This is a genomic window from Streptomyces sp. BR1 (genome assembly GCF_052373795.1).
Lineage (GTDB): Bacteria > Actinomycetota > Actinomycetes > Streptomycetales > Streptomycetaceae > Streptomyces.
Genome location: NZ_CM126252.1, coordinates 4,303,556 through 4,326,947, shown reverse-complemented (window position 1 = coordinate 4,326,947; position 23,392 = coordinate 4,303,556). Strand labels below are relative to the sequence as shown.

At 72.4% G+C, this 23,392-nt stretch carries 20 protein-coding genes; 5 read left to right on the top strand and 15 right to left on the bottom strand.

Translation table 11 applies throughout. The features are described from left to right. The first annotated feature begins 98 nt into the window (after positions 1–98). Positions 99–1,586, top strand: a complete 1,488-nt coding sequence (locus tag ACT1U9_RS18890) for an oligopeptide:H+ symporter (RefSeq protein WP_444533890.1) — start codon at positions 99–101, stop codon at positions 1,584–1,586. Positions 1,587–1,686: 100 nt separating this feature from the next. On the opposite strand, the gene ACT1U9_RS18885 is transcribed toward ACT1U9_RS18890, so the two are convergent. The 6 genes from ACT1U9_RS18885 to ACT1U9_RS18860 all read right to left on the bottom strand — a co-directional run bounded on the left by ACT1U9_RS18885 (position 1,687) and on the right by ACT1U9_RS18860 (position 7,030). Next, on the bottom strand, positions 1,687–3,123 hold the full coding sequence (locus ACT1U9_RS18885; RefSeq protein ID WP_444539179.1) for a hypothetical protein: 1,437 nt from the start codon (positions 3,121–3,123) through the stop codon (positions 1,687–1,689). A 14-nt stretch (positions 3,124–3,137) separates the two neighbouring features. Next, entirely contained in the window at positions 3,138–4,307 is a 1,170-nt protein-coding gene (locus ACT1U9_RS18880) for a hypothetical protein (protein WP_444539178.1), read from the bottom strand. Positions 4,308–4,324: 17 nt separating this feature from the next. Further along, positions 4,325–5,206, bottom strand: coding sequence for a COG1470 family protein (locus tag ACT1U9_RS18875; protein WP_444533889.1), 882 nt, complete (start codon positions 5,204–5,206; stop codon positions 4,325–4,327). Between the two features lie 41 nt (positions 5,207–5,247). Next, positions 5,248–5,895, bottom strand: coding sequence for a peptidase (locus tag ACT1U9_RS18870; protein ID WP_444533888.1), 648 nt, complete (start codon positions 5,893–5,895; stop codon positions 5,248–5,250). A 221-nt stretch (positions 5,896–6,116) separates the two neighbouring features. Further along, a complete protein-coding gene (locus ACT1U9_RS18865) occupies positions 6,117–6,590 on the bottom strand; it encodes an ATP-binding protein (protein WP_444533887.1) in 474 nt (157 codons plus the stop codon). A 71-nt stretch (positions 6,591–6,661) separates the two neighbouring features. Next, positions 6,662–7,030: an STAS domain-containing protein gene (locus tag ACT1U9_RS18860; protein ID WP_188277370.1), complete on the bottom strand. Its 369-nt coding sequence runs from the start codon at positions 7,028–7,030 to the stop codon at positions 6,662–6,664. A 331-nt stretch (positions 7,031–7,361) separates the two neighbouring features. On the opposite strand from ACT1U9_RS18860, the gene ACT1U9_RS18855 reads away from it, so the two are divergent. The 3 genes from ACT1U9_RS18855 (at position 7,362) to ACT1U9_RS18845 (ending at position 11,754) form a co-directional block, all read left to right on the top strand. After that, complete coding sequence (locus ACT1U9_RS18855) at positions 7,362–8,234, top strand: RNA polymerase sigma factor SigF (protein WP_444533886.1); 873 nt, start codon at positions 7,362–7,364, stop codon at positions 8,232–8,234. Between the two features lie 210 nt (positions 8,235–8,444). After that, positions 8,445–9,590 (top strand): DegT/DnrJ/EryC1/StrS family aminotransferase, encoded by a 1,146-nt coding sequence (locus tag ACT1U9_RS18850; protein ID WP_444539177.1) that lies wholly within the window; start codon positions 8,445–8,447, stop codon positions 9,588–9,590. After that, complete coding sequence (locus ACT1U9_RS18845; protein ID WP_444533885.1) at positions 9,583–11,754, top strand: lipopolysaccharide biosynthesis protein; 2,172 nt, start codon at positions 9,583–9,585, stop codon at positions 11,752–11,754. The genes ACT1U9_RS18850 and ACT1U9_RS18845 overlap by 8 nt, the downstream gene beginning before the upstream one ends. Before the next feature lie 9 nt (positions 11,755–11,763). On the opposite strand, the gene ACT1U9_RS18840 is transcribed toward ACT1U9_RS18845, so the two are convergent. The 6 genes from ACT1U9_RS18840 to ACT1U9_RS18815 form a co-directional block, all read right to left on the bottom strand. Next, a complete protein-coding gene (locus tag ACT1U9_RS18840) occupies positions 11,764–12,162 on the bottom strand; it encodes a hypothetical protein (RefSeq protein WP_444533884.1) in 399 nt (132 codons plus the stop codon). A gap of 13 nt (positions 12,163–12,175) precedes the next feature. Continuing rightward, positions 12,176–14,092, bottom strand: coding sequence for a hypothetical protein (locus ACT1U9_RS18835; protein ID WP_444533883.1), 1,917 nt, complete (start codon positions 14,090–14,092; stop codon positions 12,176–12,178). Between the two features lie 125 nt (positions 14,093–14,217). Beyond that, positions 14,218–15,048, bottom strand: a complete 831-nt coding sequence (locus ACT1U9_RS18830; RefSeq protein ID WP_444533882.1) for a polysaccharide deacetylase family protein — start codon at positions 15,046–15,048, stop codon at positions 14,218–14,220. Further along, positions 15,045–16,361: a glycosyltransferase gene (locus ACT1U9_RS18825; protein ID WP_444539176.1), complete on the bottom strand. Its 1,317-nt coding sequence runs from the start codon at positions 16,359–16,361 to the stop codon at positions 15,045–15,047. The genes ACT1U9_RS18830 and ACT1U9_RS18825 overlap by 4 nt, the downstream gene beginning before the upstream one ends. A 139-nt stretch (positions 16,362–16,500) precedes the next feature. Continuing rightward, positions 16,501–17,574, bottom strand: a complete 1,074-nt coding sequence (locus ACT1U9_RS18820; protein ID WP_444539175.1) for a GNAT family N-acetyltransferase — start codon at positions 17,572–17,574, stop codon at positions 16,501–16,503. A gap of 144 nt (positions 17,575–17,718) precedes the next feature. Next, positions 17,719–18,411, bottom strand: a complete 693-nt coding sequence (locus ACT1U9_RS18815) for an aspartate/glutamate racemase family protein (protein ID WP_444533881.1) — start codon at positions 18,409–18,411, stop codon at positions 17,719–17,721. 73 nt (positions 18,412–18,484) lie between these two features. On the opposite strand from ACT1U9_RS18815, the gene ACT1U9_RS18810 reads away from it, so the two are divergent. Next, positions 18,485–19,357 (top strand): NAD(P)H-binding protein, encoded by an 873-nt coding sequence (locus ACT1U9_RS18810; RefSeq protein ID WP_444533880.1) that lies wholly within the window; start codon positions 18,485–18,487, stop codon positions 19,355–19,357. Here the strand turns inward: ACT1U9_RS18810 and hutI are convergent. The 3 genes from hutI to ACT1U9_RS18795 form a co-directional block, all read right to left on the bottom strand. Next, the gene (hutI, locus tag ACT1U9_RS18805; RefSeq protein ID WP_444533879.1) at positions 19,336–20,508 is read right to left on the bottom strand and encodes an imidazolonepropionase; all 1,173 of its coding nucleotides are present in this window, start codon (positions 20,506–20,508) and stop codon (positions 19,336–19,338) included. The two genes, ACT1U9_RS18810 and hutI, sit on opposite strands and share 22 nt — an antisense overlap. Before the next feature lie 337 nt (positions 20,509–20,845). Beyond that, positions 20,846–22,183, bottom strand: coding sequence for a formimidoylglutamate deiminase (locus ACT1U9_RS18800; protein WP_444533878.1), 1,338 nt, complete (start codon positions 22,181–22,183; stop codon positions 20,846–20,848). Continuing rightward, entirely contained in the window at positions 22,174–23,364 is a 1,191-nt protein-coding gene (locus ACT1U9_RS18795) for an allantoate amidohydrolase (RefSeq protein WP_444539174.1), read from the bottom strand. The genes ACT1U9_RS18800 and ACT1U9_RS18795 overlap by 10 nt, the downstream gene beginning before the upstream one ends. Positions 23,365–23,392 lie beyond the last annotated feature (28 nt).

Genomic DNA, 23,392 nt, shown 5'->3' with positions numbered 1-23,392 from the left:
CGTAGGGGTGGGGCGGTTCCCCTGCCGGTGCCGGCCACCCCCCACCGGGCGCGACCATCGCTCACGAAGCGCGCGTCCCGAGCAAGCAAGGATCGACCATGGCGTCCAGCCTGACGAAGGACTCGGCCAGCACCACCGCCGAGAAGACCTTCTTCGGCCACCCCCGCGGCCTGGCCACTCTCTTCATGACCGAGATGTGGGAGCGCTTCTCCTACTACGGCATGAAGGCACTGCTTCCGCTGTACCTGGTGGCTCCCGGCGGCCTGCACCTGAGCGCGACCACCGCGACCGCGATCTACTCGGTGTACCTGTCGCTCGTCTACCTGCTCACCCTGCCGGGTGGCTGGATCGGCGACCGCGTCTTCGGCCCGCGCAAGACCGTCGCCATCGCCGGCGTGGTCATCATGCTCGGCCACCTGACGCTGGCACTGCCGTCGGCCGGACTGTTCTACGCCGGCCTCGGCCTCGTGGCGATCGGCTCCGGTCTGCTCAAGGCCAACATCTCGACCATGGTCGGCCACCTCTACGACGGCCCGGACGACCCGCGCCGCGACGGTGGCTTCACGGTCTTCTACATGGGCATCAACGCCGGCGCCTTCGCCGCGCCGCTGGTCATCGGCACCATCGGCGAGAAGGTCAACTGGCACCTCGGCTTCGCGCTCGCCGCTCTCGGCATGGCGCTGGGCCTCGGCCAGTACCTGATCGGCAGCCGCAGCCTGAGCGAGCGCTCCGCCGTCACCCCGAAGCCGCTGAGCGCCGAGGAGCGCACCTCGACGCTGCGCAAGGGCCTGATCTGGATGGCCGTCGCCGCGGCCTTCTACATCGCCGTCGTGGCCTCCGGCCACTACACGCTCAACTGGCTCCTGGTGCCGATCGCGATCGCCGGTCTGGTCATCCCGGTCTGGGTGCTCGTGAAGATCAAGCGCGACAAGGACCTGGACGCCGGCGAGCAGTCGAAGATGTCCGCGTACATCTGGTTCTTCGCCGCCGCGGCCGTCTTCTGGATGATCTACGACCAGGGTGGATCGACCATGTCGATCTTCGCCGAGAGCTCCGCCAAGAACTCCGTGTTCGGCTGGGGCTTCCCGGTCTCCTGGTACCAGTCGGTCAACCCGGTTCTGATCATGGCCCTGGCCCCGGTCTTCGCCTGGTTCTGGCTCGCGCTGAACCGGCGCGGCAAGGAGCCGAGCACGATCGTGAAGTTCTCTTCCGGTCTGGCCCTCATCGGCGCCTCGTTCTTCCTGTTCCTGGCGCCGCTGACCATCGCCGACGGCGGTCACAAGGCCGCCGCGATGTGGCTGGTCGCGATCTACTTCGTGCAGACCGTCGGTGAGCTGACGCTCTCCCCGGTCGGCCTCTCGCTCACCACGAAGATGGCTCCCGCGAAGTACGCCTCGCAGATGATGGGCGTCTGGTTCCTGGCCGTCACCGCCGGTGACGCCACCACCAGCCTGCTCTCCATCGGCGGCGTCAACCTGGACGGCAAGGGCGTCGTCACCCTGGAGGCCGCCCTCGCGCTGGTCGCCGGCTTCGCGGTCTGGATGTACCGCAAGAAGGTCAAGGAGCTGATGGGCGCCGTTCACTAAGCGCCCCCGCGAGCTCCGCCGCTGAACGCCAAGGGCCGCCGCACCTGTTACGGGTGCGGCGGCCCTTTCGCGTACGTGCGTACGTACGCGACGTGAGCGCTCAGCGGGTGCCGCGCAGGCGGCGCCACGGGGTGAAGGTGAAGACCGCGCCGCCGAGCAGGACGGCGGTGCCGGCGATCAGGCCGAGGGCGCGCAGGGCGCCGTGGTCGGACGCGCCGGTCTGGGCCAGGCCCCCGGACGACGTGCTCGCGCCGCCCGTGGCGCCGCCGGAGGACGTGGTGCCGCCGGAAGTGCCGCCCGGCTGGGCCGTGGTGTCCAGTTCGAGCGAGACGGGCGCCGTGCCCTTGACCGCGCAGGGGATATTGATCTTCGAGCCGCCGAGGGTGACGTCGATCGTCAGGGTGCCCGGGCTGAGCGTCGCCTTGCCGCTCGCGCCCGGCTTGTAGGTGCCGGTCATGTCGTTGAGGCTGACCGGGTCACCGGCGTTCAGGGGGCCGGAGTTGGGCGGTCCCGCGACCGCGACCGAGCCCTTGTCGGCGCCGCCGACGGTGACCTGCATGGACGGTTTCAGGGCGCCCGCGGGCAGCGAGGCCGGGCTGGTCATGACGCCCTTGGCGGTCTTGACGGTGAGGTCGTACGAGCCGCCGTTCTTCTTGGCGTCGATCGTCACCTTGGAGGCGATGCTGGGCGGGCCGGGACTCTTGCACTCGAAGGTGACGGCGACTTCCTTGCCGGGGAAGTCGGACTGGCCACCGGTGCCGCCGGTGGTGGTGTCGCCGGTCGTCGTACCGCCGGTGGTTCCGCCTGCCGTGGTGCCGCCGCTTGTGGTGGTTCCGCCGGTGGTTCCTCCGGACGTGGTGCCGCCGGTGGTACCGCCGGACGTCGTCGTTCCGCCGGTGGTGCCGCCAGCAGTCGTACCGCCGGACGTGGTCGTACCACCGGAGCTCGTACCACCGGAGGTGGTGCTACCGCCCGACGTCGTCGTACCTCCGGACGAACTCCCGCCCCCGTCCGTCACCTTGATCGTGGCGGCGACCCCGACGGCCGCCTTCGGGGAGCACTTCGTATCGGTCGAGAGCGGCTTGCTGACGTTGATGTTGTACTTGTCGGGCGTGAGCGTGACGTCGCCCGCCTTGGTCAGTTTCAGCTTGGCCGTCATGTCGGGCAGGACCATCGGGCTGTTCTTGGGGATCGGCGGGTTCTGCCTCGGGCCCTCCATCGCCAGGTCGGCGCTCTGGGCGCCGCCCACCTTGAGGGTGCCGGTCGGCTTGACCGTGTCCTTCTCCAGATCGAGCACATCGGGGTTCTTCGACGCGGCCTGCGTGGTCTTCCAGACCACATCGACCTCGTCACCCACTTTCGCCTCGGCGGGCGCGGTGATCTGCACTTTCGTGGTGCCCTCGACGGGGGGCAGGCCGGAGATGGGTGGTGGGATGCACTCGGTGGCGTAGGAGACCTCTGCCGCCGCCCGGGCGGGCACGGCGGCCAGAATGATCCCCGCGCCGCCGAGCATCAGCGCGACACCGGCCGCGCTCATCCTCCGTTGCGTGGTCACGGATTTCCCTTCGTCGTGGGGGTGTTCGGACTCTTCTCGGTCGGTGCGGAGTCTTGGGTGAACCACGGCAGCCGGGTCGTCGCCGTAGGTGCGCGGGGGTCGGTGGCGGGGTCGGCGGTACCGGGGCGCGGGTCGATGCCGTTGGCCCCGGGCCGGGGCCGGGCCGGGTCGGTCGCGGCCCGGCGGACGGGCAGGCGCAGGCGGACCCGGCCGCCACCGGCCCGGGCACCACCGGCCCGGCCGCCATCCGCCCGGGCGACGCCGTCCCGATCGCCACCGCCCCGGCCGCCGCGGCCGCGCCGCGCATGCCCCGCCCCGCTGGGGCGTACCTTGTCCACCACCGCCATGCCGATGCGGAACACCGCCGCCGGGACGACCAGGCAGAGCAGGATCCAGAAGAGCGTGACGCCCCAGGGGCGGCCCACTCCCCACGGCTGGGTGGCGAGCACCTTCTGCGCGTACTTCACCGAGACCTGGTAGTCGCCGTGCGCGCCCGCCGACAGCTCGAAGCCCAGCTTGACCTCGGCCTTCTGGCCGGGGTTGATCGTGCCCTTCCACTGCCGGTCCTCCCACTGCGGCGCGAACACGCCGTGGGAGGTGCCCAGTTGGAAGACGGGGTCCTTGACGGGGGCGGAGCCGAGGTTGCCGACCGTGAGGACGAGCGTGCGCGAGGGCGGGGCGCCGAACCAGGTGAGGATTCCGCCGCTGCCCCGGAGGTCGGGGGTGGTCAGGACGGCGAGACGGCCGCCGTCGGTCTGGGTGGGCAGCGGCGCCACCGGATGGCCGGTGATCGTCAACTCGGCGTCCACGGCGTCCTGTTCACCCGTCACCGTCGCCACATGCACCACGCACGGGCACGGCTTCGGGGGCGCGGCCACTGGCACCGGCTTGCTGAAGGCGCCCTTGGCGTCGGTGGTGACGGCGCGGCCGTCGGCGTTGGCGCAGGAGTTGGTGCCGCCGATCACGCCCGTGCTGGGACTCGACTGACCGCACACCAGGAGCATCAGCAGGGCGCCGGGCCGCCAGCCCGTCCCGCTCACGGTGAGATCGGCCCCTTTCGCCGCCTCCTTCTGCGCGAGCGTCACGACCGGCTTACCGTCATCCGCGCTCGCGCTCGCCGCCGCGAGAGTCGAAAACAGCAGCAGTACGGCCGTGACCAGCGCCATCGCCCTCGTACGCGGCCTCACGACGCCGCTCCTCTCCGCCGCCGGATCCACCACCAGGCCGCGCCCCCCGCCAGTACGCACGAGACGCACGAGACGCCCGCCACCGGCGCCCACGGCACGAAGACCGCCGACGCCGACGCCTCGCCGCGCGCGCCCCCGTCCGCCGTGACCGTGAGGCGGACCTCGACGCGGTCCAGGGCGGGCGGATGCGGCCACGGCTCGGTCAGCTCGACGCGGCGGCCGGGCAGCAGCTCCAGCGGAAGCGGTCGGGCCGCGCGCCGCAGCGGATGCCCGACGATCCCGTCGGCGCGCACGGCCAGGCTCGGGGTCAAAGTGGTGTTGCCCCGGTTGACCAGGGCGTATCGGATCAGGGACCGGCCCTCGTCGACAGTGACGTCCTCGACGGTCAGCGCGGCCAGCGTCGGGCCGCCGACCCGCAGCCGCAGCCCGACCCGCGCCTCGCGGCCGCCGCCGGACGCCACCAGGGCCGCCGGATGATCACCGGGCTGCGCGCCCGCCGGGACCGTGACCGAGAACGGTACGTCGGCCCGGGTGTGCGGCGGGATGCGCACGTCGGCGGCGGCGAACGCGATCCAGGGGTCGGCGTCGGGCCGTAAGGTGACGGCGCCGGTGGCCGCATTGTCGGCGGCGGCCCCGCGCAGCCGCAGGGTCAGCGGGTGCCCGGTCGGGTTGGTGAGCGCGACCTTGTCCTCCAGTACGGAGCCGGGTGCGCCCTCCAGATAGAAGTACGGCCTGCCGTCGCCGGTGGGCCGGGAGCCGCCGCCCGGCGCGGGCGCGGCGCTCCAGTCCGCATCGGCCGCGCGCGCGACCGGGGCGTCCAGGACGAAGAGGGCGAGGGCCGCGACGAGAGCGGCCAGGCGGATCGGGTGTGGCGGCATCGGCGGCTCCCCGTCGTATCGGCTCGGCCCGGGTGCGCAGGTCAGACCCGTTGCCCGCGCCGGGTCAGCCACAGCACCCCGGCAGCGCCCGTGAGCAGGACCGTGCCGCCGAGCGTGCCGAGCGCGACCGTCGAGTCGAGCGGGCCGGTCTTGGGCAGCGAGTCGGCGGCGGGGGCGCCGGGCGCGGCCTTGACGTCGAGGGAGAGCGAGGGCCCGGGGCTGTTGCCGGGCTTGCAGGTGGTGACGGTGCCCAGCGCCTTGATGGTGAGGACCGAGGCCGTGAAGGTGACCTTGCCGGACGCCTTGGGCGTGTACGTACCGCTCAGGTCGCTGATCTTGATGGGGCTGTTGGCGGGGATCTCGGCCGAGTTGGCGGGCCCGGCCACCGCGACCGTGCCTTTGTCCGCGCCGCCCAGATCGACGACCGCGCTCGGGTTCATCGCGCCAGGTCCCAGCGCGACCGGGCTGGAGGAGACGCCCTTCTGGAACGACATGGTCAGCTTGTAGGCGCTGCCGCTGGGGACCGCCTTGATGTCGATGGGCGAGACGGCGCTCTTGGCGCCGATCGGCGTCTCGCAGTTGTAGTTGACGTCCACGACGTCGGCATGGGCGGCCGGGGCGGCCATCAGCACCACCGGGCCCGCCACGGCCGCCGCCAGCGCGAGTGCTGTCCGCTTCTGGTACGACACGTGCGACACCTCGAATTTCCCTCGTTCCCGAGGCCGTTCAAGTTACTGACGGCACATCAGATTGGCCGTCAAGGTACGCCGGGGACCTTGTCGAGGGAAGACACACAACACACCGGAGTGACGCCAGTGTTCTGGGCGGGAGGGTTCTACGCGCGATGCGACGCCGACACCCCGCGCGGGGCACGGCGCCGAGCGTTCCGCGCGGGCGCGACGCCGGAGCGCTACGCCGGCGCCGCGAGCTCCGCCCAGACCGTCTTGCCGGGCACGCCCGGGGTCCGTACGACCCCCCAGTCCAGGCAGAGCCGCTGCACGATGAACATGCCGTGGCCGCCGGGCCGCCCCGCGCGGTGCGGGGTGCGCGGCGCGGGCTGTCCGGCGCCCCGGTCGGTGACCTCCAGGCGCAGCACCTTCGGGGTGCACGAGACCCGCAGCTGTTCGGGGCCCTCGGCGTGCAGACAAGCGTTGGTGACCAGCTCCGAGACGACGAGCAGCACGTCCTCGGCGGCCGCGCGCCCCTCGGCGGTGGCGGCCGGGAGCCAGCCCCAGTCGTGCAGCGCCCGCCGGGTGAAGTCGCGTGCGAGCGGCACGATGCCGCTGGCGCCGTACAGTGCGAGGACGCGCGAGGCCGCGGCCGGAGCAGCTCCGTCCGGCTCGGGGCCAAAGTCGCCCGGCGGATGCTGCCGGGTGGTGCTCATCAGCGCTTCACCTCACCGATTCGCCGAATGCCAACGTCTTGAGTCTGGTCTCCTGCCCCGCCGCGCCGGGGTCAGTCGTCCAGTGCCGCATCGAGCGAATCATGCACGGTGAAGACCGCTTCCGCGCCGGTGATCTCGAAGACCCGGGCCACCACGGGGAGCATGCCCGCGAGGTGCACCCCGCCCCCGGCGGCCTCGGCTTTCAGCCGGGCGCCGAGCAGCACGTTCAGTCCGGTGGAGTCGCAGAAGTCGAGCCGCGAACAGTCCACGACGAGCCGGGTGCGGCCCGCCTCGACCGCCTTCTCCAGCGGCTCGCTGAGCAGTTCGGCCGTGTGGTGGTCCAACTCGCCGACGGGCGTGAAGATCTCGCTGCGGCCGTGCGACCTGACGCCGACCTCCAGCCGGCCCCGATTCGCGCTGCCGACCGTGCCGCGGTCCATGCCCGTCCCTCTTCGCCGTGGTTCGCCGTTGCCCGCAGATGCGGTGGCCGTGTTCCCCGTCACACGTGACGCACCTCTCCGTGCATATGACGGCATACGGCTCTGTACACGCGGACTCCCCGAGAACACTACGCCTTCCCTACGCCCGCTGGAAGCGGAACAACACAATGAACCGGACATACACGGACATTCCAGCCTTGCGGGCTTACAACCAAAGCGGGTAGGGGTAGTAGAGACAGCTTTTCAACGCGACCGGCCACGGAGGCGCCGCACACCGCATCACCACGTATGGGCATCGGCAGCCATATGCCGAGAACGATGAGGAGACCCCATGTCACCCCGGCTCGACGAATCCCTGGATACGTCGGCACCGCACATGCCGCACCCCCCGCTCGAAGGACTGGAGGATCTTCCCGAGATCCCTCCGTACGACGAGATCGCCCCGCTGGACGCGCGGGCGCTGTCGAAGACGCTCTTCGCACGTCTCGACTCCCTCGAAGAGGGCACCCACGAGTACTCGTACGTCCGCAACACGCTCGTCGAACTCAACCTGGCCCTGGTCAAGTTCGCCGCCTCGCGCTTCCGCTCCCGCAGCGAGCCGATGGAGGACATCATCCAGGTCGGCACGATCGGCCTGATCAAGGCCATCGACCGGTTCGAGCACGACCGCGGCGTGGAGTTCCCGACGTTCGCGATGCCGACGATCGTCGGCGAGATCAAGCGCTTCTTCCGCGACACCTCCTGGTCGGTCCGGGTACCCCGGCGCCTCCAGGAGCTCCGCCTCGACCTGGCCAAGGCGGGCGACGAACTCGCCCAGCAGCTGGACCGCTCACCGACGGTGGGCGAGCTCGCCGAACGCCTGGGCATCAGCAGGGAAGAGGTCGTCGAAGGGATGGCGGCGAGCAACGCGTACACCGCGAGCTCGCTGGACGCCCAGCCCGAGGAGGACGACAGCGAGGGCGCGCTCGCGGACCGGATCGGCTACGAGGACCACGACCTCGAAGGCGTCGAGTACATCGAGTCGCTGAAACCGCTGATCGCCGAACTCCCGCACCGCGACCGCAAGATCCTGTCGCTGCGGTTCGTCGCCAACATGACCCAGTCCGAGATCGGCGAGGAGCTCGGCATCTCCCAGATGCATGTGTCCCGCCTGCTCGCGCGCACGCTGTCGCGGCTGCGCAAGGGGCTGACTGTCGAAGAGTGACGGCGGAGCGGCAACCGCCTGTCTGCACGCCTGTCCGAGGGCCCGTTCCTCTTGGGGACGGGCCTCGCGCGTTGCCCGGACATTGCCCTGGGCATGCCTCACTCATTGTTGACGAACCGTGCGGTCTGGGTCACATTGAGCGCGGGGCAACCGGGGGGTCTGGGGGGACTCATGCCGTACGAGACCACGTGCTCGACGCTCGAAGAGACCATGCGGGACCGGCTGGGGCGCGCATGCCTGTATGTGCCGTCCTGCCGGCTCGGACTGTATGTGGCGCTGCGCCACTGGTGCGCGCCGGGCGGGCGCGTCCTGATGTCGCCCGTCAACGACGACGTCATCTTCTTCGTGGTGCTCGCGGCCGGGCTGCGGCCCGTGCAGGCGCCGCTGGACCCGCGCGACGGCTCGATCGACCCGGCCGCCGTCCCCGAGGACGTCTGGCCGGACCTGACCGCCGTCCTCACCACCAATCTGTACGGGAACCCGGACCCGGCGCCCGAACTGCGCGCCAAATGCGACGCGTTGGGGATCGCGCTCATCGAGGACGCGGCGCACGCCATCGGCAGCGAGGTCGGCGGGCGGGCGGTCGGGACGTTCGGGGACGCCTCGGTGTTCTCGCTCTCCAAGCACACCGCCGCCAAGGCGGGCGGCTTCCTGGCCGTCGCCGACCCGGGGCTGCGCGAGGCCCTGGTCAAGACCCGCGACGAGCTCCTTGAACCGTCGCGCCGTACGGCCGAACTCGCCTACTGGATACGCCCGTACGCGGAAGCGGCCGTACGGGGAGCACACCTCGCGCCTGCCGCCTGGGCGGTGCTGCGGATGCTCGGGCTCCAGGAGCGCGACGACATCCGGATGGCGCTGAGACCCGACGAGCTGGGACGGGCCGTCGCCGATGCGCCCGACCTGGCCGCCTTCCACTCCTGGGTGCGGGTCGACATGCACGACTACCGCACCGGCGCGGGCAGGCTCCGGCTGGCCAGGATCGGCCGCAAGATGGCGCGCCTGGACGCCGTACTGGACGCACACCGGGCCGGGACCGAGCGGCTGCTCGCCACCGAGTGGGCGCGGCCGGGGCCGGGGCCCGCGCAGCCGCTGTTCCGGGTGCCGCTGCTCGTCGAGGACCGGGACGCGGCCCGCGCCGCCCTCGCCGAGGCCCGGATCACCGTCGGCTACCTCTACGACCCGCCGCTCGACGACTACGCGGGCGGCGCGTTCACCGACCCGTCCCCCGAGCCCGAGGCCGCGCGCTGGTTCGCGCGGCACGCCCTGCCCGTCGACCCGCTGAAGGCCGAGCTCGCCGTCCGGGTCCTGGAGGAGTCCGGGGCCCGGCCCGCGAGAGGCGGCCCCGCCGGTGTCTGACACCACGTCCGACGCACGCCGGGACGCCGTCGGGGACGCGGGGGAGGTCAAGGACTCCGTGGACGAGCCACCGGGCGGCAGCGGCGACTCCATGTTCCGCAACGCCTACGCCCTGATGCTCTCCACGGCCGTCTCCGCCGCCCTGGGCCTGGGGTTCTGGCTGGTCGCGGCCCGCTACTACAGCGAGGAGTCGGTCGGCCAGGGCTCCGCCGCCATCGCCGCGATGCGGCTGCTCGCCTCGATCACCGCCACCACCATGACCGGCGCGATCGTGCGCTATGTGCCGCGCGCGGGCCGCTCGACCGGGCCGCTGGTCGTCCGGGCGTACATCGTGAGCACCGTCGTGGTGACCGTCGCCAGTGTCGGCTTCCTCTTCACGCTGCCGCTGTGGGGCGCCTCGTACGCACCGCTCGGCGGGCTCGCGGCCGGGGCGCTCTTCACCGTCGCCTCGGTCGCCTGGTCGATCCTCACCCTCCAGGACGGGGTGCTCACCGGGCTGCGCAAGGCGATCTGGGTGCCGGTCGGCAACGCGGTGTTCTCGCTCGGCAAGCTGCTGCTGCTCGCCGCCTTCGCCGGCCTGGCCCTGGGCGTCTTCGTCTCCTGGACGGTGGCGATGGCCCTGTCGATCCTGCCGCTGGGCTGGCTGATCTTCCGCAGGCTGATCCCCGCGCAGGAGCGCGCCGACCGCGACCGGCCGGTGCCGGAGCTGCGCGAGATCGGGCGCTTCCTGGCGGGCGACTCGGTCGGCGCGCTCTTCTCGCTCGCGATGATCAACCTGCTGCCGGTGATGGTGGCGGTCCGGTTCGGCGCCACGCAGAACGGATTCTTCTATATCGCGTACACCGTCGGCGGAACGATGGAGTTCATGGCGATCAACATGGCCTCCTCGCTCACCGCGCACGCCTCGCACAGCCCGGACCGCCTCGCCGACGGCGTACGGGCGTCACTGCGGCGGATGTCGCTGCTGCTCGTCCCCGTCGTCCTCTTCCTGATCGTCTTCGCCCGGCAGATCCTCGCCCCGTTCGGCGCGGACTACGCCGAGCACGGCACCCTCGTCCTGCGCCTGCTCGCGGCGGCCGCGCTGCCCCGGGTCGCCGTCGAGCTCTACATCGCGGTGCTCCGCGTCCAGGGCCGCACCGGCGTCCTCGCCCTGCTCCAGGGCACCATGTGCTCGCTGGTCCTCGGCAGCGCGGCGGTCCTGCTCGGCACCACCGGCATCGAGGGCGCGGGCTGGGCGGTCCTGGTGTCGATGACCGGCATGGCACTGGTCTCCGCACCCGGCCTGCGCGCGGCCCTCGCCGGGCGCGCCACCGTCCGTACGCCCCGTACGAAGCGCACAGGCGAGGAGTACGGCACGAGCTGGGCCCGCAAGGCGGCGCTCGCGCGGACCGAGGAGGCCAAGGAGTACGGGACGCGCTGGACCACCCAGACCGCCTACCTCAGCGGCGGCCTCGACACCGGCACCCCGGCGCTCGGCATCCCCGTCTACGTCCCGGTGAGCGCGCCCGGCGCCGCGACCGCCACCACACTGCATCTGCGGACCGTTCCGGCTCAACAGGCGGACGGCGGGGACGAGTCGCTGCTCACCACCGTGCTGTGGCTGCTCCTGGGGCTGGCCGCCGGGCTGTTCTGGGTGCCGCTGTCGCGCGCCGCCGAGATCCGCTCCGAGCGCGTCGACGGCCCCGGGCTGCTGCGCGCGCTGCCGCCCGTCTCGCTCACCGCCGGGGTGCTCCTCATCGTGGTGTGCAGCGCGGCCGTCTCGCTCTACCGGGCCCGGCCGGGCCTGCTCGCCGCCGGGCTCGGGGTGACGGTGGCCGCCCTGCACACCGCGCCGCTGATCCTCGGCGTACGGCCCGACCCGCTGGCCGGACCCTGGCACGGGCCGCTGACCCGGCTGCTCACGGACGTGGCCGGGCTGGACTCGCCCGCCGGGGCCGAGCGCTGTCTGCCCATCGCCCTCCAGGTGCTCTGCCTGGCACTGGTCACGGTGACCCTGATCGCCCTGGGCGCGCACTGGCGGCTCACCTCGGTGGTGGTGTGGGTGCTCGCGGTGGCGGGGTGGGCGGGGCAGGAGGCGTTCGCGGGGGCCGCGCTGCCGGTCTTCGCGGGGCTGTGCGCGGTGGCGGCGGTGGCGGTGGGTTTCCGTCGCCGGTACGGGAGTTGACGACCCCGATTACTTGCGGGCGTCGGGCCTCGCGCGCGTGCGCTCGGCGGCTCCGCGCGTCGCGGCGGGCAGCGGGAGGCCCGGGAAGGCTGCGGCGACCGAGGAGAAGACGGCGAGCGAGATCAGGAACGCCGTCGCCGAGAACCCCTTCACCAGGAACAGACACGTCGACACCAGCGCCCCGAATGAGAGGCTGAGCGGCGCCGCGAGCGCCAGCGCCTCCAGACGCGCGCCCGGCCGCAGCGCACCCGGCTGCGGATAGAGCAGCGCGAAGCCCGGCCCGAACGTGACGAAGAGCAGCACCGGGATCCAGCGGGCCGGCCAGGCGTCCGGCAACAGGGTCGCGGCCAGCGCCACCCAGCCGGAGAGCGCCACGGCGACGCGGATGCTGTTCTGGTTCACACTCACGGCAGCACACTCCTCAAGGTCGTCGGGGCTGGTACTCCAGGACGGTCGCGTACGCGTTGCGGTCGATCACATGGAACAGCGGGGACGCCTCCAGCTTGGTCTTCAGCTCCTGGAAGCCGCCCGGCGGCAGCAGTCCCTCGCCGGAGGTGTAGGTGTCCTGAGTGCGGGTGAGTAGCACGAACGCGGGTCTGCCGTCCTTCGGCAGCTGCGGCACCAGGAACCCCGCCGGATCCTTCAGCATCCGGATGTTCTCGGGCAGCGTCTGCTCCACGAAGAACCAGTGCTCCAGTTGGTCGTAGCGGTGCAGCGCCATCGGGAACGAGCCGGTCGCGGCGAGGATCAGCGAGCCGCGCGGGGCCTGGTCGATCACCCGGGTGACCAGCGCGGTCTCGGCGGGCGGTGTGTAGTACATCCGCTCCTTGCCGTAGTACGCGGGCAGGAACCCGGCGACGAGCGCGAGCAGCACGGCGGGCAGCGCCACGGCCGCGATCCGCCGTCGCGCGACGGGGCCGATCCGGATCCGTACGGGCTCCTTGGCGCCGCCCGGCGGGGGCACCAGGGCGGCGGCGGCGAAGAACGCGGCGCCGGGCAGGCCGAACAGATAGACCCGGAAGAGCATTTCGCCGCCGTAGTCGTTGATCGCGAACATGGGTACGGGCGCGATCGAGATGAGCAGCAGCGGCAGCGCGCTCTTGAGCAGTTTGCGCCGGGTCAGCACGGCGAAGGCGGCGAGCGCGGCCACCACGAGCACCATCACGACATCGGCCCGGCCCTGCAACACGGGCCCGGGGCCGGTGAGTTCACCCGCGTACCCGGCGCGTGAGTTGTTGAGGAGGTTGCCCGCGGACTCCTTGAGCGAGTCCAGCGTCTCCACGAACAGCTTGCGGCCCATCGTCAGATCCCAGATCAGCATGATCACGCCGGTGACGACGAGCAGACCGGGGTTGCGGTAGCGGCGGGTGAGGTTGAGCGCGAAGAGGCAGACGCAGAGCATCACCGGCGTGAGCTGGTGGGTGAAGTTGATCGCGGCGATCAGCGGCGCCAGGATCAGTACGCAGACCGCCCGCTGGCGGGCCGTGGTGGGCGGGGGCACGGAGGCCGCCGCCGGATCCAGGTTGGCGCGCGAGCGCAGGTCGCCGGCGGCGCCCGGGCGTACGAAGTGCCGCAGGACCACGGCGAGTACGGACAGATGCAGGATGAGGGCGAGGCCCTGCGGCGAGAAGTAGTCCTGGCCCACCCAGTTGGCGACCTCGAAGATCCAGACGCCCGTCCACACCAGCCGCCAGTCCTCGGCGAAGGTGCGGTAGATCAGCACCAGGACGGGGATGAGGATCACCCCGTAGAACAGGGCCGCCCAGTTCAGATACGACTGGGTGGTCTCCACGCCGAAGGCGCGCACCAGCGCCGAGTTGAGCGTGAAGAAGCCGGGCCACTGGTCGTAGGCGGCCATGTTGCCGGAGAGCGGGGTGTTGGGGTGCAGCTCCTGGTTGACCAGCAGATGCGTGACGACCGCGTCGTGCTTGGAGGCCCAGGGGTAGCGCACCGAGTTGTACAGGATCGCGGTCGGCGCCTTCAGGGCGAAGAGTAGCGCCACGCTGTACAGGCCGGGCCACCAGGGCGCGGTGCCCGCCCGGCGCAGACTGACGACGAACCCGGCGGTGAGCACGACGAGCGAGAGGAAGAAGGCGAGGGGCAGCTTGTCGAGCAGGCCCCAGTCGCCCATGTGCCGGTAGTCGATGTGCGGCAGCGCGTACAGCCACAGCGCCGTGGCGACGACCAACGGCAGCCAGGTGAACAGTATTTGAGGTCGCATCAGCTCCGGCGACAGCCACTTCGGGACGCGTACGGAGCCGTCCGCCCCACTGTCACCGCCCTTGCCCGGGGGCAGCGCACTGCCTTCGGTCACCGGCGCGGGCACGCGTTGCTGCACAGTGCGACTCCCCCCACAGATGTGGTGCGGCCGTCACGCCGCCGTCCCCTGGCTGTCCCCTTCAGCGAAGTATAGGAACATCCTTCGCGTTTGTGATGCTGTCGTACGGTCCCGTTGCGACGCGCTCACCCCGCGAAAACCGGCCCCCGCGCCACCGCCCTCGCCCTGCGGTAGAGCCGCCATCCCACGGTCGCCGCCGAGTCCCGGTACGGCGCGACCCGGGCCCCCTCGCCCGCCATCCACGCCTCGACGTCCGCCGCGGTGTGGGTGCGGCGGACGATCAGGCGGGCGATGCGGTACGAGTCGTCGGTGTGCGAGCTCAGCGCGTGCCGCACCGCCACGGCGCTCTCGTACCCGGCGGCTCGGGCGGCCCGGCGCACGGCCGCGCTGTTGTAGCCGTGCGGATACGCGAGATGGGCCACCGCGTGGCCGAGCGCGTCCTCCAACACGGCCTTGGAGTCGGTGAGTTCGCGCCGCAGGGCCTTGGCGGTCAGCGTGTCGAGCTGGGGGTGCGAAACCGTGTGGCCGCCGATCTCCATCCCGTACTGCTCCAGGAGCTTCGCCCCGTCCAGGGTCATCATCGGCGCGGGCGGCAGCAGCGAGCGGCCGCCCGGGGTGATCGCGCCGGTGGTGAGGTACGCGGTCGCGGGCAACGCGCGGGCGGCGAGCGCGTCGGCGGTGGGGCCCGGCAGATCGGCGAAGCCGTCGTCGAAGGTGAGCGCGACCGGCCGGGGCGGCAGCGGCACCCGTCCGGCGAAGTGGTCGGCCAGCGCGCCCACGGTCACCGGGGTGCGTCCGCTGGCCACGACCGCGTCGAGGTGGGCCGCGAACTGCCGTGGTGTGACGGTGAATTCGGCGATCCAGGCCGGCGGGTCGTCCATGACGGCGTGGTAGAGGAGGACGGGGATGCGGGAGCGGCCCGTCCCCGTGGTGGCGGTGGCGTCCCCGCGCGTCATCGGGTCGGCTCCCACGGTCGGCGCAGGCCACGGACCCGGTAGCGCGCCCGGAGGTAGCCGAGCGGGCCGTACAGCATGCCCCGGCGCTCCAGGCGGGACAGGCCGCGCGGCCACGGGTAGTCCTGGGCGCCGTGCTCGCCCGGCACCGACTGCTCGCCCGCCTCGCGGTGGGCGCTGATGGTGAGGGCGTGGGCCGCGCCGCGCGGCAGCCGTCTGAGCAGCGCGGGGAGCAGGGCGGGGCGGCGGACGAGGAGTGCGGTGAGATACGCGGTGAGCCCGGCGCCGTAGCCGTACGCCTGGTTCTCCAGGTCCTGCCAGGTCTCGCGGTGGTGGTGCCAGACGAGCGCCTCGGGTGTGTAGCCGAGGCGGTGTCCGGCGACGACGATCCGCGCGAACGCGTACAGGTCGTCGCCGCCCCTGGCCGGGGTGCCGGTGCCGGTGGCGGGGTCGAAGCCGCCCACGGCGCGCAGGGCGTCGGCCCGGAACGCCATGTTGGCACCGGAGCCGAATCTGCCCGCGGTGAACGGGAACAGCGGCTCGTCGGCGGGCGGCCGGGCCGGGTCGAAGCGGCGTGGCGCGAAGCCCTTGGTGAACCCGCCGTGGCTCTCCAGGAGGATCTGCGCGGGCGTACGCAGCCGGGCGGGCAGGATCAGTCCGGTGACGCAGCCGAGGCGCGGGTCGGCGGCGAAGGGCGCGGCCAGCGAGGAGAGCCATTGCCCGTCCGCGACCACGTCGTCGTCGGTGAACGCCAGAATCGTTCCGTCGGCCACCGCGACGCCCCGGTTGTGCGCGGCGGCGAGCCCCGGCACGGGCTCACGGACGTAACGCACTCCCCGTGCCGCGTAGCCGCTCTCGACGAGCTCGCGGGTCTGGGCGGTGACGGGGTTGTTGTCGACGACAACGATCTCGTAGTCGGGATGGTCCTGCACGAGCAGCGAGTCCAGCGCGCGGGCGAGCTGCCCGGCCCGCTCACGGGTGGCGACGACGACGGTGGCGCGGGGCAGCCGCGCGGGGTCCGGGGCCGGGGACCGGCCGCCAGGCCCGGCCGTCTGCTCCCCGGCCACCGGTATCTCGTCTGCCACCGCCCGGTCCTCCGGGACATGCCCCGCCAGCTGTTTACGGGCCGCCGCCGCCAGCACCTCCGCCGCGTCCTCGCCCGCCCTGACCCGCCCGATCACCGTGCCGACCGGGCGCCCCCGCAACCGTACGAGGACGTACACCTCGCCATGGGCGATCGGCGGACCGCCGGGTGCGGGCGTCAGCGAGAGCACCCCGCCGTCGAGCCCGTCGAGGTCCAACTCGCCGACGCCGATGCCCCCGTGGACACCGTGCTCCCGGACGATCTCCTCGGCCTCCGGCAGGCAGGGCGCGTGTGCTCTGTGTGCGGTACTGCGACGTGACATGCGACTCCCCCGTGATCCTCCGGGCGGTGCGGGTGGTGCGATGACGGGGCTAGTGCCCGCGCCGCAGGCGTCCCGCCTGCTTCAGCGTGCGCTGGGCGAGAGCCGCGAGCCCCGGCCTCGCGCGGACGAAGGCGTGCGCGCGGCGGGACGGCTCGCGGCCGAGCCGGTGCAGCGCGGCGCCCGCGCCCGGCCGCACCGCGGCGCCCTCGTGCACCGGGATCTCCCCGGTCTTCAGCGCGTCCTTGTACTCGGCGGCCCCCCGCCCCAGATCCAGCATGCCGATCCCGGCCCAGGCCGCCGCCTCGGCGATGCGCAGATGCAGCACGAGCCCGGGCGAGTACTTGGCGAACTCCGGGTCGTACGACGGGAACCAGCAGGACAGCACCGTGCGCGAGCGCAGTCCGAAGTGCGCGGCGACAGGCCGGTCGGCGGCGTACAGGACGGACAGGACGCCGGCGCAGCCGGGCGCGTCGGTGTGCGCGAGACAGCGCACCAGGGTGCTGATCCACTCCTGCGCGAACCGGTCGCGGCGGCCGGTGCGGCGGTACTGCGCGGACTTCCACTCCATCAGCTGCCGCAGCGCACGCGGATCCCGCTCGTCGAAGACGAACCGCAGATCGCCCGCCTGCCGCCCGAGCCTGCGCTCCTTGGCGGTGGTGGTCCTGAAGAACTTGGGCGAGCGGACGCGCAGACCGCTCTCGTACGCCTCGTACCCCGCGCCGACGTCGACCACGAACGACGGATACGCGGCGGCCGCGTCCGGCACGAACAGCCTCTGCCCCGCCTCCAGATTGTCGAACTCCCAGGCGGAGAGGGAGCAGGCCCGCAGCAACTCCCTTGCTTCCATGGCGAGTTCGGGCCGGGCGACGATCCCCTGACAGTCCGAGACGCCGAATCCGATGGCCCGTCCCCGCCCCAGCGCGCCCTTCTCGAAGGGGAAGAACGCGGCGGGTTCACCGTCCTCGTGGACCACGGCCACCCTCGCCGAGTGGCGGACGTGCGCCACGGCGAGGGTGAACTCGGGCTCCATGAAAGGGTTCGCGGGCGCGCCCGACTTCGCCCGTATGTCGCGCCATATCTCCAGCTCGCCGGCGTTCAGCTCGCCGGGTCTCACGACCCTGATACGGCCACCGCGTCCACCGCTCAACTCGACCCCCCGGTCTCCCCCTGAGCACGCTGCCAAGGAAGGTACCGGTCGAAATGTCGGGACGATAGGGAGGAACCCGCTCTTGTGACCGTACGGTGAAGATGGCGGGCGGGGTCCGTTCTAGGGTTCGAGCGCGGCCGTCACGGCGGCCTCCGCGTGGAGGCGTGTGGTGGGGAACACCGGTACCGGACTGTGTTCCTGACGGATCAACAGCTCGATCTCCGTGCACCCGAGGATGACGCCCTCGGCCCCTTCGCCGACGAGCGCCGCGATGACGTCCTGGTAGGCGCGCCGCGACTCGTCCTTCACCACGCCGAGGCACAGCTCCTCGTAGATGACGCGGTGCACCAGCGCGCGCCCTGCCTCGTCCGGGGTGAGGACGTCGAGGCCGTGGGCGCGCAGGCGGTCGCGGTAGAAGTCCTGCTCCATGGTGAAGGCGGTGCCGAGCAGACCGACGCGCCGGATGCCCCGGTCCCGTACGGCCTGCGCCGTGGCGTCGCCGAGGTGGAGGAGCGGCACGGAGACGGCGGCCGCGACCTGGTCGGCGACCTTGTGCATGGTGTTGGTGCAGATGAGGACGAGATCGGCACCGGCCGCCTCGACGCCCTTGGCGACCTGCGCCAGGATCTCCCCGGCCCGCTCCCACTCCCCGGCGCTCTGCAGTTCCTCGATCTCGGCGAAGTCGACGGAGTGCAGTACGCAGCGGGCCGAGTGCAGTCCGCCGAGCCGTTCGCGTACCAGCTCGTTGAGAAGTCGGTAGTACTCCGCGCTGGACTCCCAGCTCATGCCGCCGATCAGGCCGATGGTCTTCATCGGCCCACTCTAAGCGTGCGACTCATGAGTGCCTGCGGCACGATAACGATCAGTACCCGATGAGGAGATCACCATGACCGGAACCATCGCCGTCACCGGAGCCGGTGGGGCCATCGGCGGGCGGGTGGCCCGGCGGCTCGCCGATCAGGGGGTGGCGTCCCGGCTGCTCGGGCGCAACCCCGCGCGGCTGCCGGAGCTGCCCGGCGCGGTGAAGGCGCCGCCCGCCGCGTACGGGGACGGCCCGGCGATGCGGGAGGCGCTGGCCGGGGCCGACACGCTTTTCCTGGTGTCGGCGCACGAGGCGCCCGACCGGGTGCGCGACCATGTCACGGCGGTGGACGCGGCCGTCGCCGCCGGTGTCCCGCGCATCGTGTACGTGTCGTTTCTGGGCGCCGCCCCCGACGCCACCTTCACCTTCGCCCGCGACCACTGGCACACCGAGCAGCACATCCGCGCCTCGGGCCTCGCGTACACGTTCCTGCGGGACAGCCTCTATCTCGCCGGGATCGCCGCGATGGCCGGGGCGGACGGGGTGATCCGGGGCCCGGCCGGGGACGGGCGGGTCGGGGCCGTGGCGCACAAGGACATCGCGGACGTGGCCACCGCAGTCCTGCTCGGCGACGCCTCCGAGCACGCCGGGGCCACCTACGACATCACCGGCCCCGAGGCCTTCACCCTCGCCGACGCGGCGCGCGAGCTGAGCCGGGTGTCGGGCCGGGAGATCACGTACGCGGCCGAGACCCGCGAGGAGGCGTTCGCCTCACGCGCGGGCTACGGCGCCGAGCACTGGGAGGTCACCGGCTGGGTGAGCTCGTACGAGGCGATCGCGACCGGCGAGATGGCGGCCGTCTCGGACATCGTGCCCCGGCTGACCGGCCACAAGGCGCAGTCGTTCGCGGAGTACCTGGACACCCACCCCAGGAGCTACGCGCACTTGACTCCCTGACGCCAGACGTCCCTGATCAGCGGCACGCCCGGCCGGTAGGCGAGGTGGACGTGGCTGGGCGCGTCGAGCAGCGCGAGGTCGGCGCGGGCACCGGGCGCGATCCGGCCGACATCGGTGCGGCGCAGCGCCGCCGCGCCACCGGCGGTCGCCGCCCAGACGGCCTCGTCCGGGGTCATCCCCATGTCCCGTACCGCGAGCGCGATGCAGAACGGCATGGAGCTGGTGAAGGACGAGCCCGGGTTGCAGTCGGTGGAGAGCGCGACGGTCACGCCCGCGTCGAGCAGCCGCCGGGCGTTCGGCCACTGCGCGCGCGTGGAGAACTCGGCGCCCGGCAGCAGCGTCGCCACCGTCCGGCCGTTCGCCAGCGCGTCGACGTCGGCGTCGGTGAGGTGCGTGCAGTGGTCGGCGCTGGCCGCCTCCAGCTCGACGGCGAGCTGGACGCCGGGGCCGTAGGTGAGCTGGTTGGCGTGGACGCGGGGGGTGAGCCCCTTGGCCTGACCGGCGAGGAGGACGGCCCGGGCCTGGTCCCCGTCGAACGCCCCCTTCTCGCAGAACACATCGACCCAACGGGCGTACGGGGCACAGGCGTCGAGCATCTCGCCGGTGACGAGCTCGACGTATCCGGCGGGGTCGTCGGCGTATTCGGGGCCCACGATGTGAGCCCCGAGATAGGTCACCTCATCGGTGTGCTGGGCGGCGATGCGCAGGGCGCGGGCTTCGTCTTCGACGGTGAGCCCGTACCCGGACTTGGTCTCGAAGGTGGTCGTGCCCTGCCGCAGGGCCTCGCCGATATACCGCGCGACGTTGGCGCTCAGCTGTTCATCGGTGGCGGCGCGGGTGGCGGCGACGGTGGTCCGGATCCCGCCCGCCTTGTACGCCTGGCCCGACATCCGGGCGTTGAACTCCTGGGTGCGGTCGCCGGCGAACACGAGGTGGGAGTGGGAGTCGACGAAGCCGGGGATCGCGGCGTGGCCGGTCGCGTCGTGGCGGTGGTCGGCGTCCGGCGCGTCCTCGGCGCGGCCGACCCAGGCGACGACGTTCCCGTCGATGACGACGGCGGCGTCCTCGATCTGACCGAGGGGGCCTTTGCCGAGGGCGGGGTCGTTGGTGACGAGGGTGGTGATGTTGGTGATGAGGGTGCTGGTGGTCATGGGTTCCTCTCGATGGTTTTTCCCCACCCCGCCCCTTCCCGAAAGCCTCCGGCGGGTGTCGTTCGTCTGCGGGCCGGTGGGGGCTGGTCACGCAGTTCCCCGCGCCCCTTGGGTAGTTAGGGGCGCGGGGCTGTGTCGATTTGCGGCTCCGCCGCGTGGGCGCGAGCAACCCGGCACGGTCCGCAGACAAACGGGGTGCAGGGGCCGCAGGCCCCGCCCGGGGTCCGGGGCGGAGCCCCGGGAAACCTTCCTCCACCCCCCACCCACCCCCGGAGGGTTTAGGGAAGGGGTGGGGTGGGGGCCGCTCCCGGAGGGGTTCGGGAACGCGGGGTGGGGGTCACTCCCGTAGGGACGCGATTGCTTCCGTCAAGGCTGATGCCGCGTCCGGGATCGTCGTGTGGACGCCGTCGCGGACCACGGGGCGGCCCGCGACCACCGTGTGGCGGACGTCCGCCGACGACGCCGCGTACACCGCGGTCTCCGCGCCCAGCCGAGCCACCGGCCCCGCCGTACGGACGGAGTCGAGCGCGACCGTCACGAAGTCGGCACGGGCCCCGACTTCGAGACGACCAGCGTCGCTCCAGCCCAGCGCCGCATGCCCGGACGGCGACGCCGCGCGCAGCAGCTGCGCGGCAGTCCAGTGCCCCCGCGTACGCGTCCGCAGCCGCTCGTTCAGCTCCATCGCCCGCGCCTCTTCGAACAGGTCGATCACCGCGTGGCTGTCGCTGCCCAGCGAGAGAGGGGATCCGGCGCGCTCCAGCTCCACCGCCGGACCGATGCCGTCCGCGAGGTCGCGTTCCGTCGTGGGGCACATGCACGTGCCCGTCGCCGACGACCCGATCAGCGCGATGTCCTCATCCGTCAGATGAGTGTTGTGCACGCCCGTCGTCCGCTCCCCCAGCACCCCGTGGTCCGCGAGCAGCCGCGTCGGCGTGCACCCGTGCGCGGCCAGACACGCCTCGTTCTCGGCGACCTGCTCGGAGAGGTGGACGTGCAGCGGCGCCCCCCGCTCGCGCGCCCACTCGACGACCGTGCCCAACTGGTCGGCGGGCACGGCCCGTACGGAGTGGATCGCCGCTCCCAGACGTACGCCGTCACGCGGTTTCAGCAGCGCGGCCCGCTCCGCCCACGCCTCGGCGTTCCCGTCCGAGAAGCGCAGCTGGTGGGTGGAGGGCGCCTCGCCGAAGCCCGACGACAGATACGCCGTGTCAAGGAGCGTGATGCGGATCCCGGCCTCCTGCGCGGCCGAGATCAGCGCCTCGCCCATCGCGTTGGGGTCGTCGTAGGGCGTGCCGCCGGGCGCGTGGTGCAGATAGTGGAACTCGCCCACGGCCGTGATCCCGGCCAGCGCCATCTCCGCGTACACCCCGCGCGCCAGCGCGTAGTACGACTCCGGGGTCAGCCGGGACGCGATCGTGTACATGACCTCGCGCCAGGTCCAGAAGGTGCCCGAGCCGACCTGGACGGTGCCGCGCAGGGCCCGGTGGAAGGCGTGCGAGTGGGCGTTGGCGAGGCCGGGCAGGGTGAGGCCGCGCAGGGCCTCGGCGCCGGGGGGCGGCGCCTCGACTCCCTTGCGTACGACGGAGATCCGCCCGTCCGCGACCTCCACCAGCACACCCGGTTCGACCTCGGGGTCGAGCCAGGCGTGCTCCAGCCAGTACGACGTCACCTGCACGCCAGGCCCTCCAGAACATCGGCGAGTGCGATCACCCCGGCGACGCAGTCGTCCTCGCCGGCGTACTCGGCCGGGGAGTGCGAGACGCCGGTGGGGTTGCGTACGAACAGCATGGCGGTCGGGATCGTCCCGGAGAGGATCCCGGCGTCGTGTCCCGCGCCCGTGCCGAGGACGGGGGTGTGCCCGCCGAGGATCTTGCCCAGCTCGTCGCGCAGGGCGTGCTCGAACTCGACGACGGGCGTGAACGACTCCCGTACGACGGTCAGGTCCACACCGTCCCGCTCGGCCCTCTCCTTGGCGGCCTGCTCGATCGCCGTGACGACGGTGTCGAGGGTCGCCTGGTCGGCGGCGCGCGAGTCCAGCCAGCCGCGTACAAGGGACGGGATGGCGTTGACGCCGTTCGGCTCGCAGGAGATCTTGCCGAAGGTGGCGACCGCGCCCGCGAGTTCGGCCTCGCGGCGGGCGGCGAGGACGGTCTCGGCGTACGTGAGCATCGGGTCGCGCCGGTCCACCAGGCGGGTGGTGCCCGCGTGGTTGGCCTCGCCCGCGAAGTCGAACCGCCAGCGGCCGTGCGGCCAGATCGCCGAGGCGATGCCGACGGCGTCGCCGCTCAGGTCGAGCGCGCGGCCCTGTTCGACGTGGAGCTCGACGAACGCGCCGATGCGGGCGAGGCGTTCGTGGTCCGGCCCGATGGCGTCCGGGTCGTATCCGGCCCGCTCCATCGCCTGCGGCAGGCTGACCCCGTCGGCGTCGCGCAGCCGGTGCGCGGCCTCGACGGTGAGCTGCCCCGAGGTGAGCCGCGATCCGACGCAGGCGAGGCCGAACCTTGCGCCCTCCTCGTCGCCGAAGTTGACGATGGCGAGGGGGCGGGTGAGTACGACCCCGCGCCGCCGGAGCTCATCGAGGGCGGCGAACGACGACACGACGCCGAGGGGCCCGTCAAAAGCCCCGCCATCGGGCACGGAGTCGAGATGCGACCCCGTGACGACGGCGTCCCCGGCGGCCGGGTCCCCGTCCCAGGCCCACTGGTTCCCGTTCCGGTCCAGCTCGTACGTCAGCCCCCGCGCCTCGGCCTGCGCCCGGAACCACGCGCGGCACTCGGCATCGGCGCCGGTCCACGCGAACCGCCGATACCCACGGGTGTCGGCGTCCCGCCCGATGGGGGCGAGGTCCCGCCACATGTCGTGGAACGAGGGAGATTCCCCCACC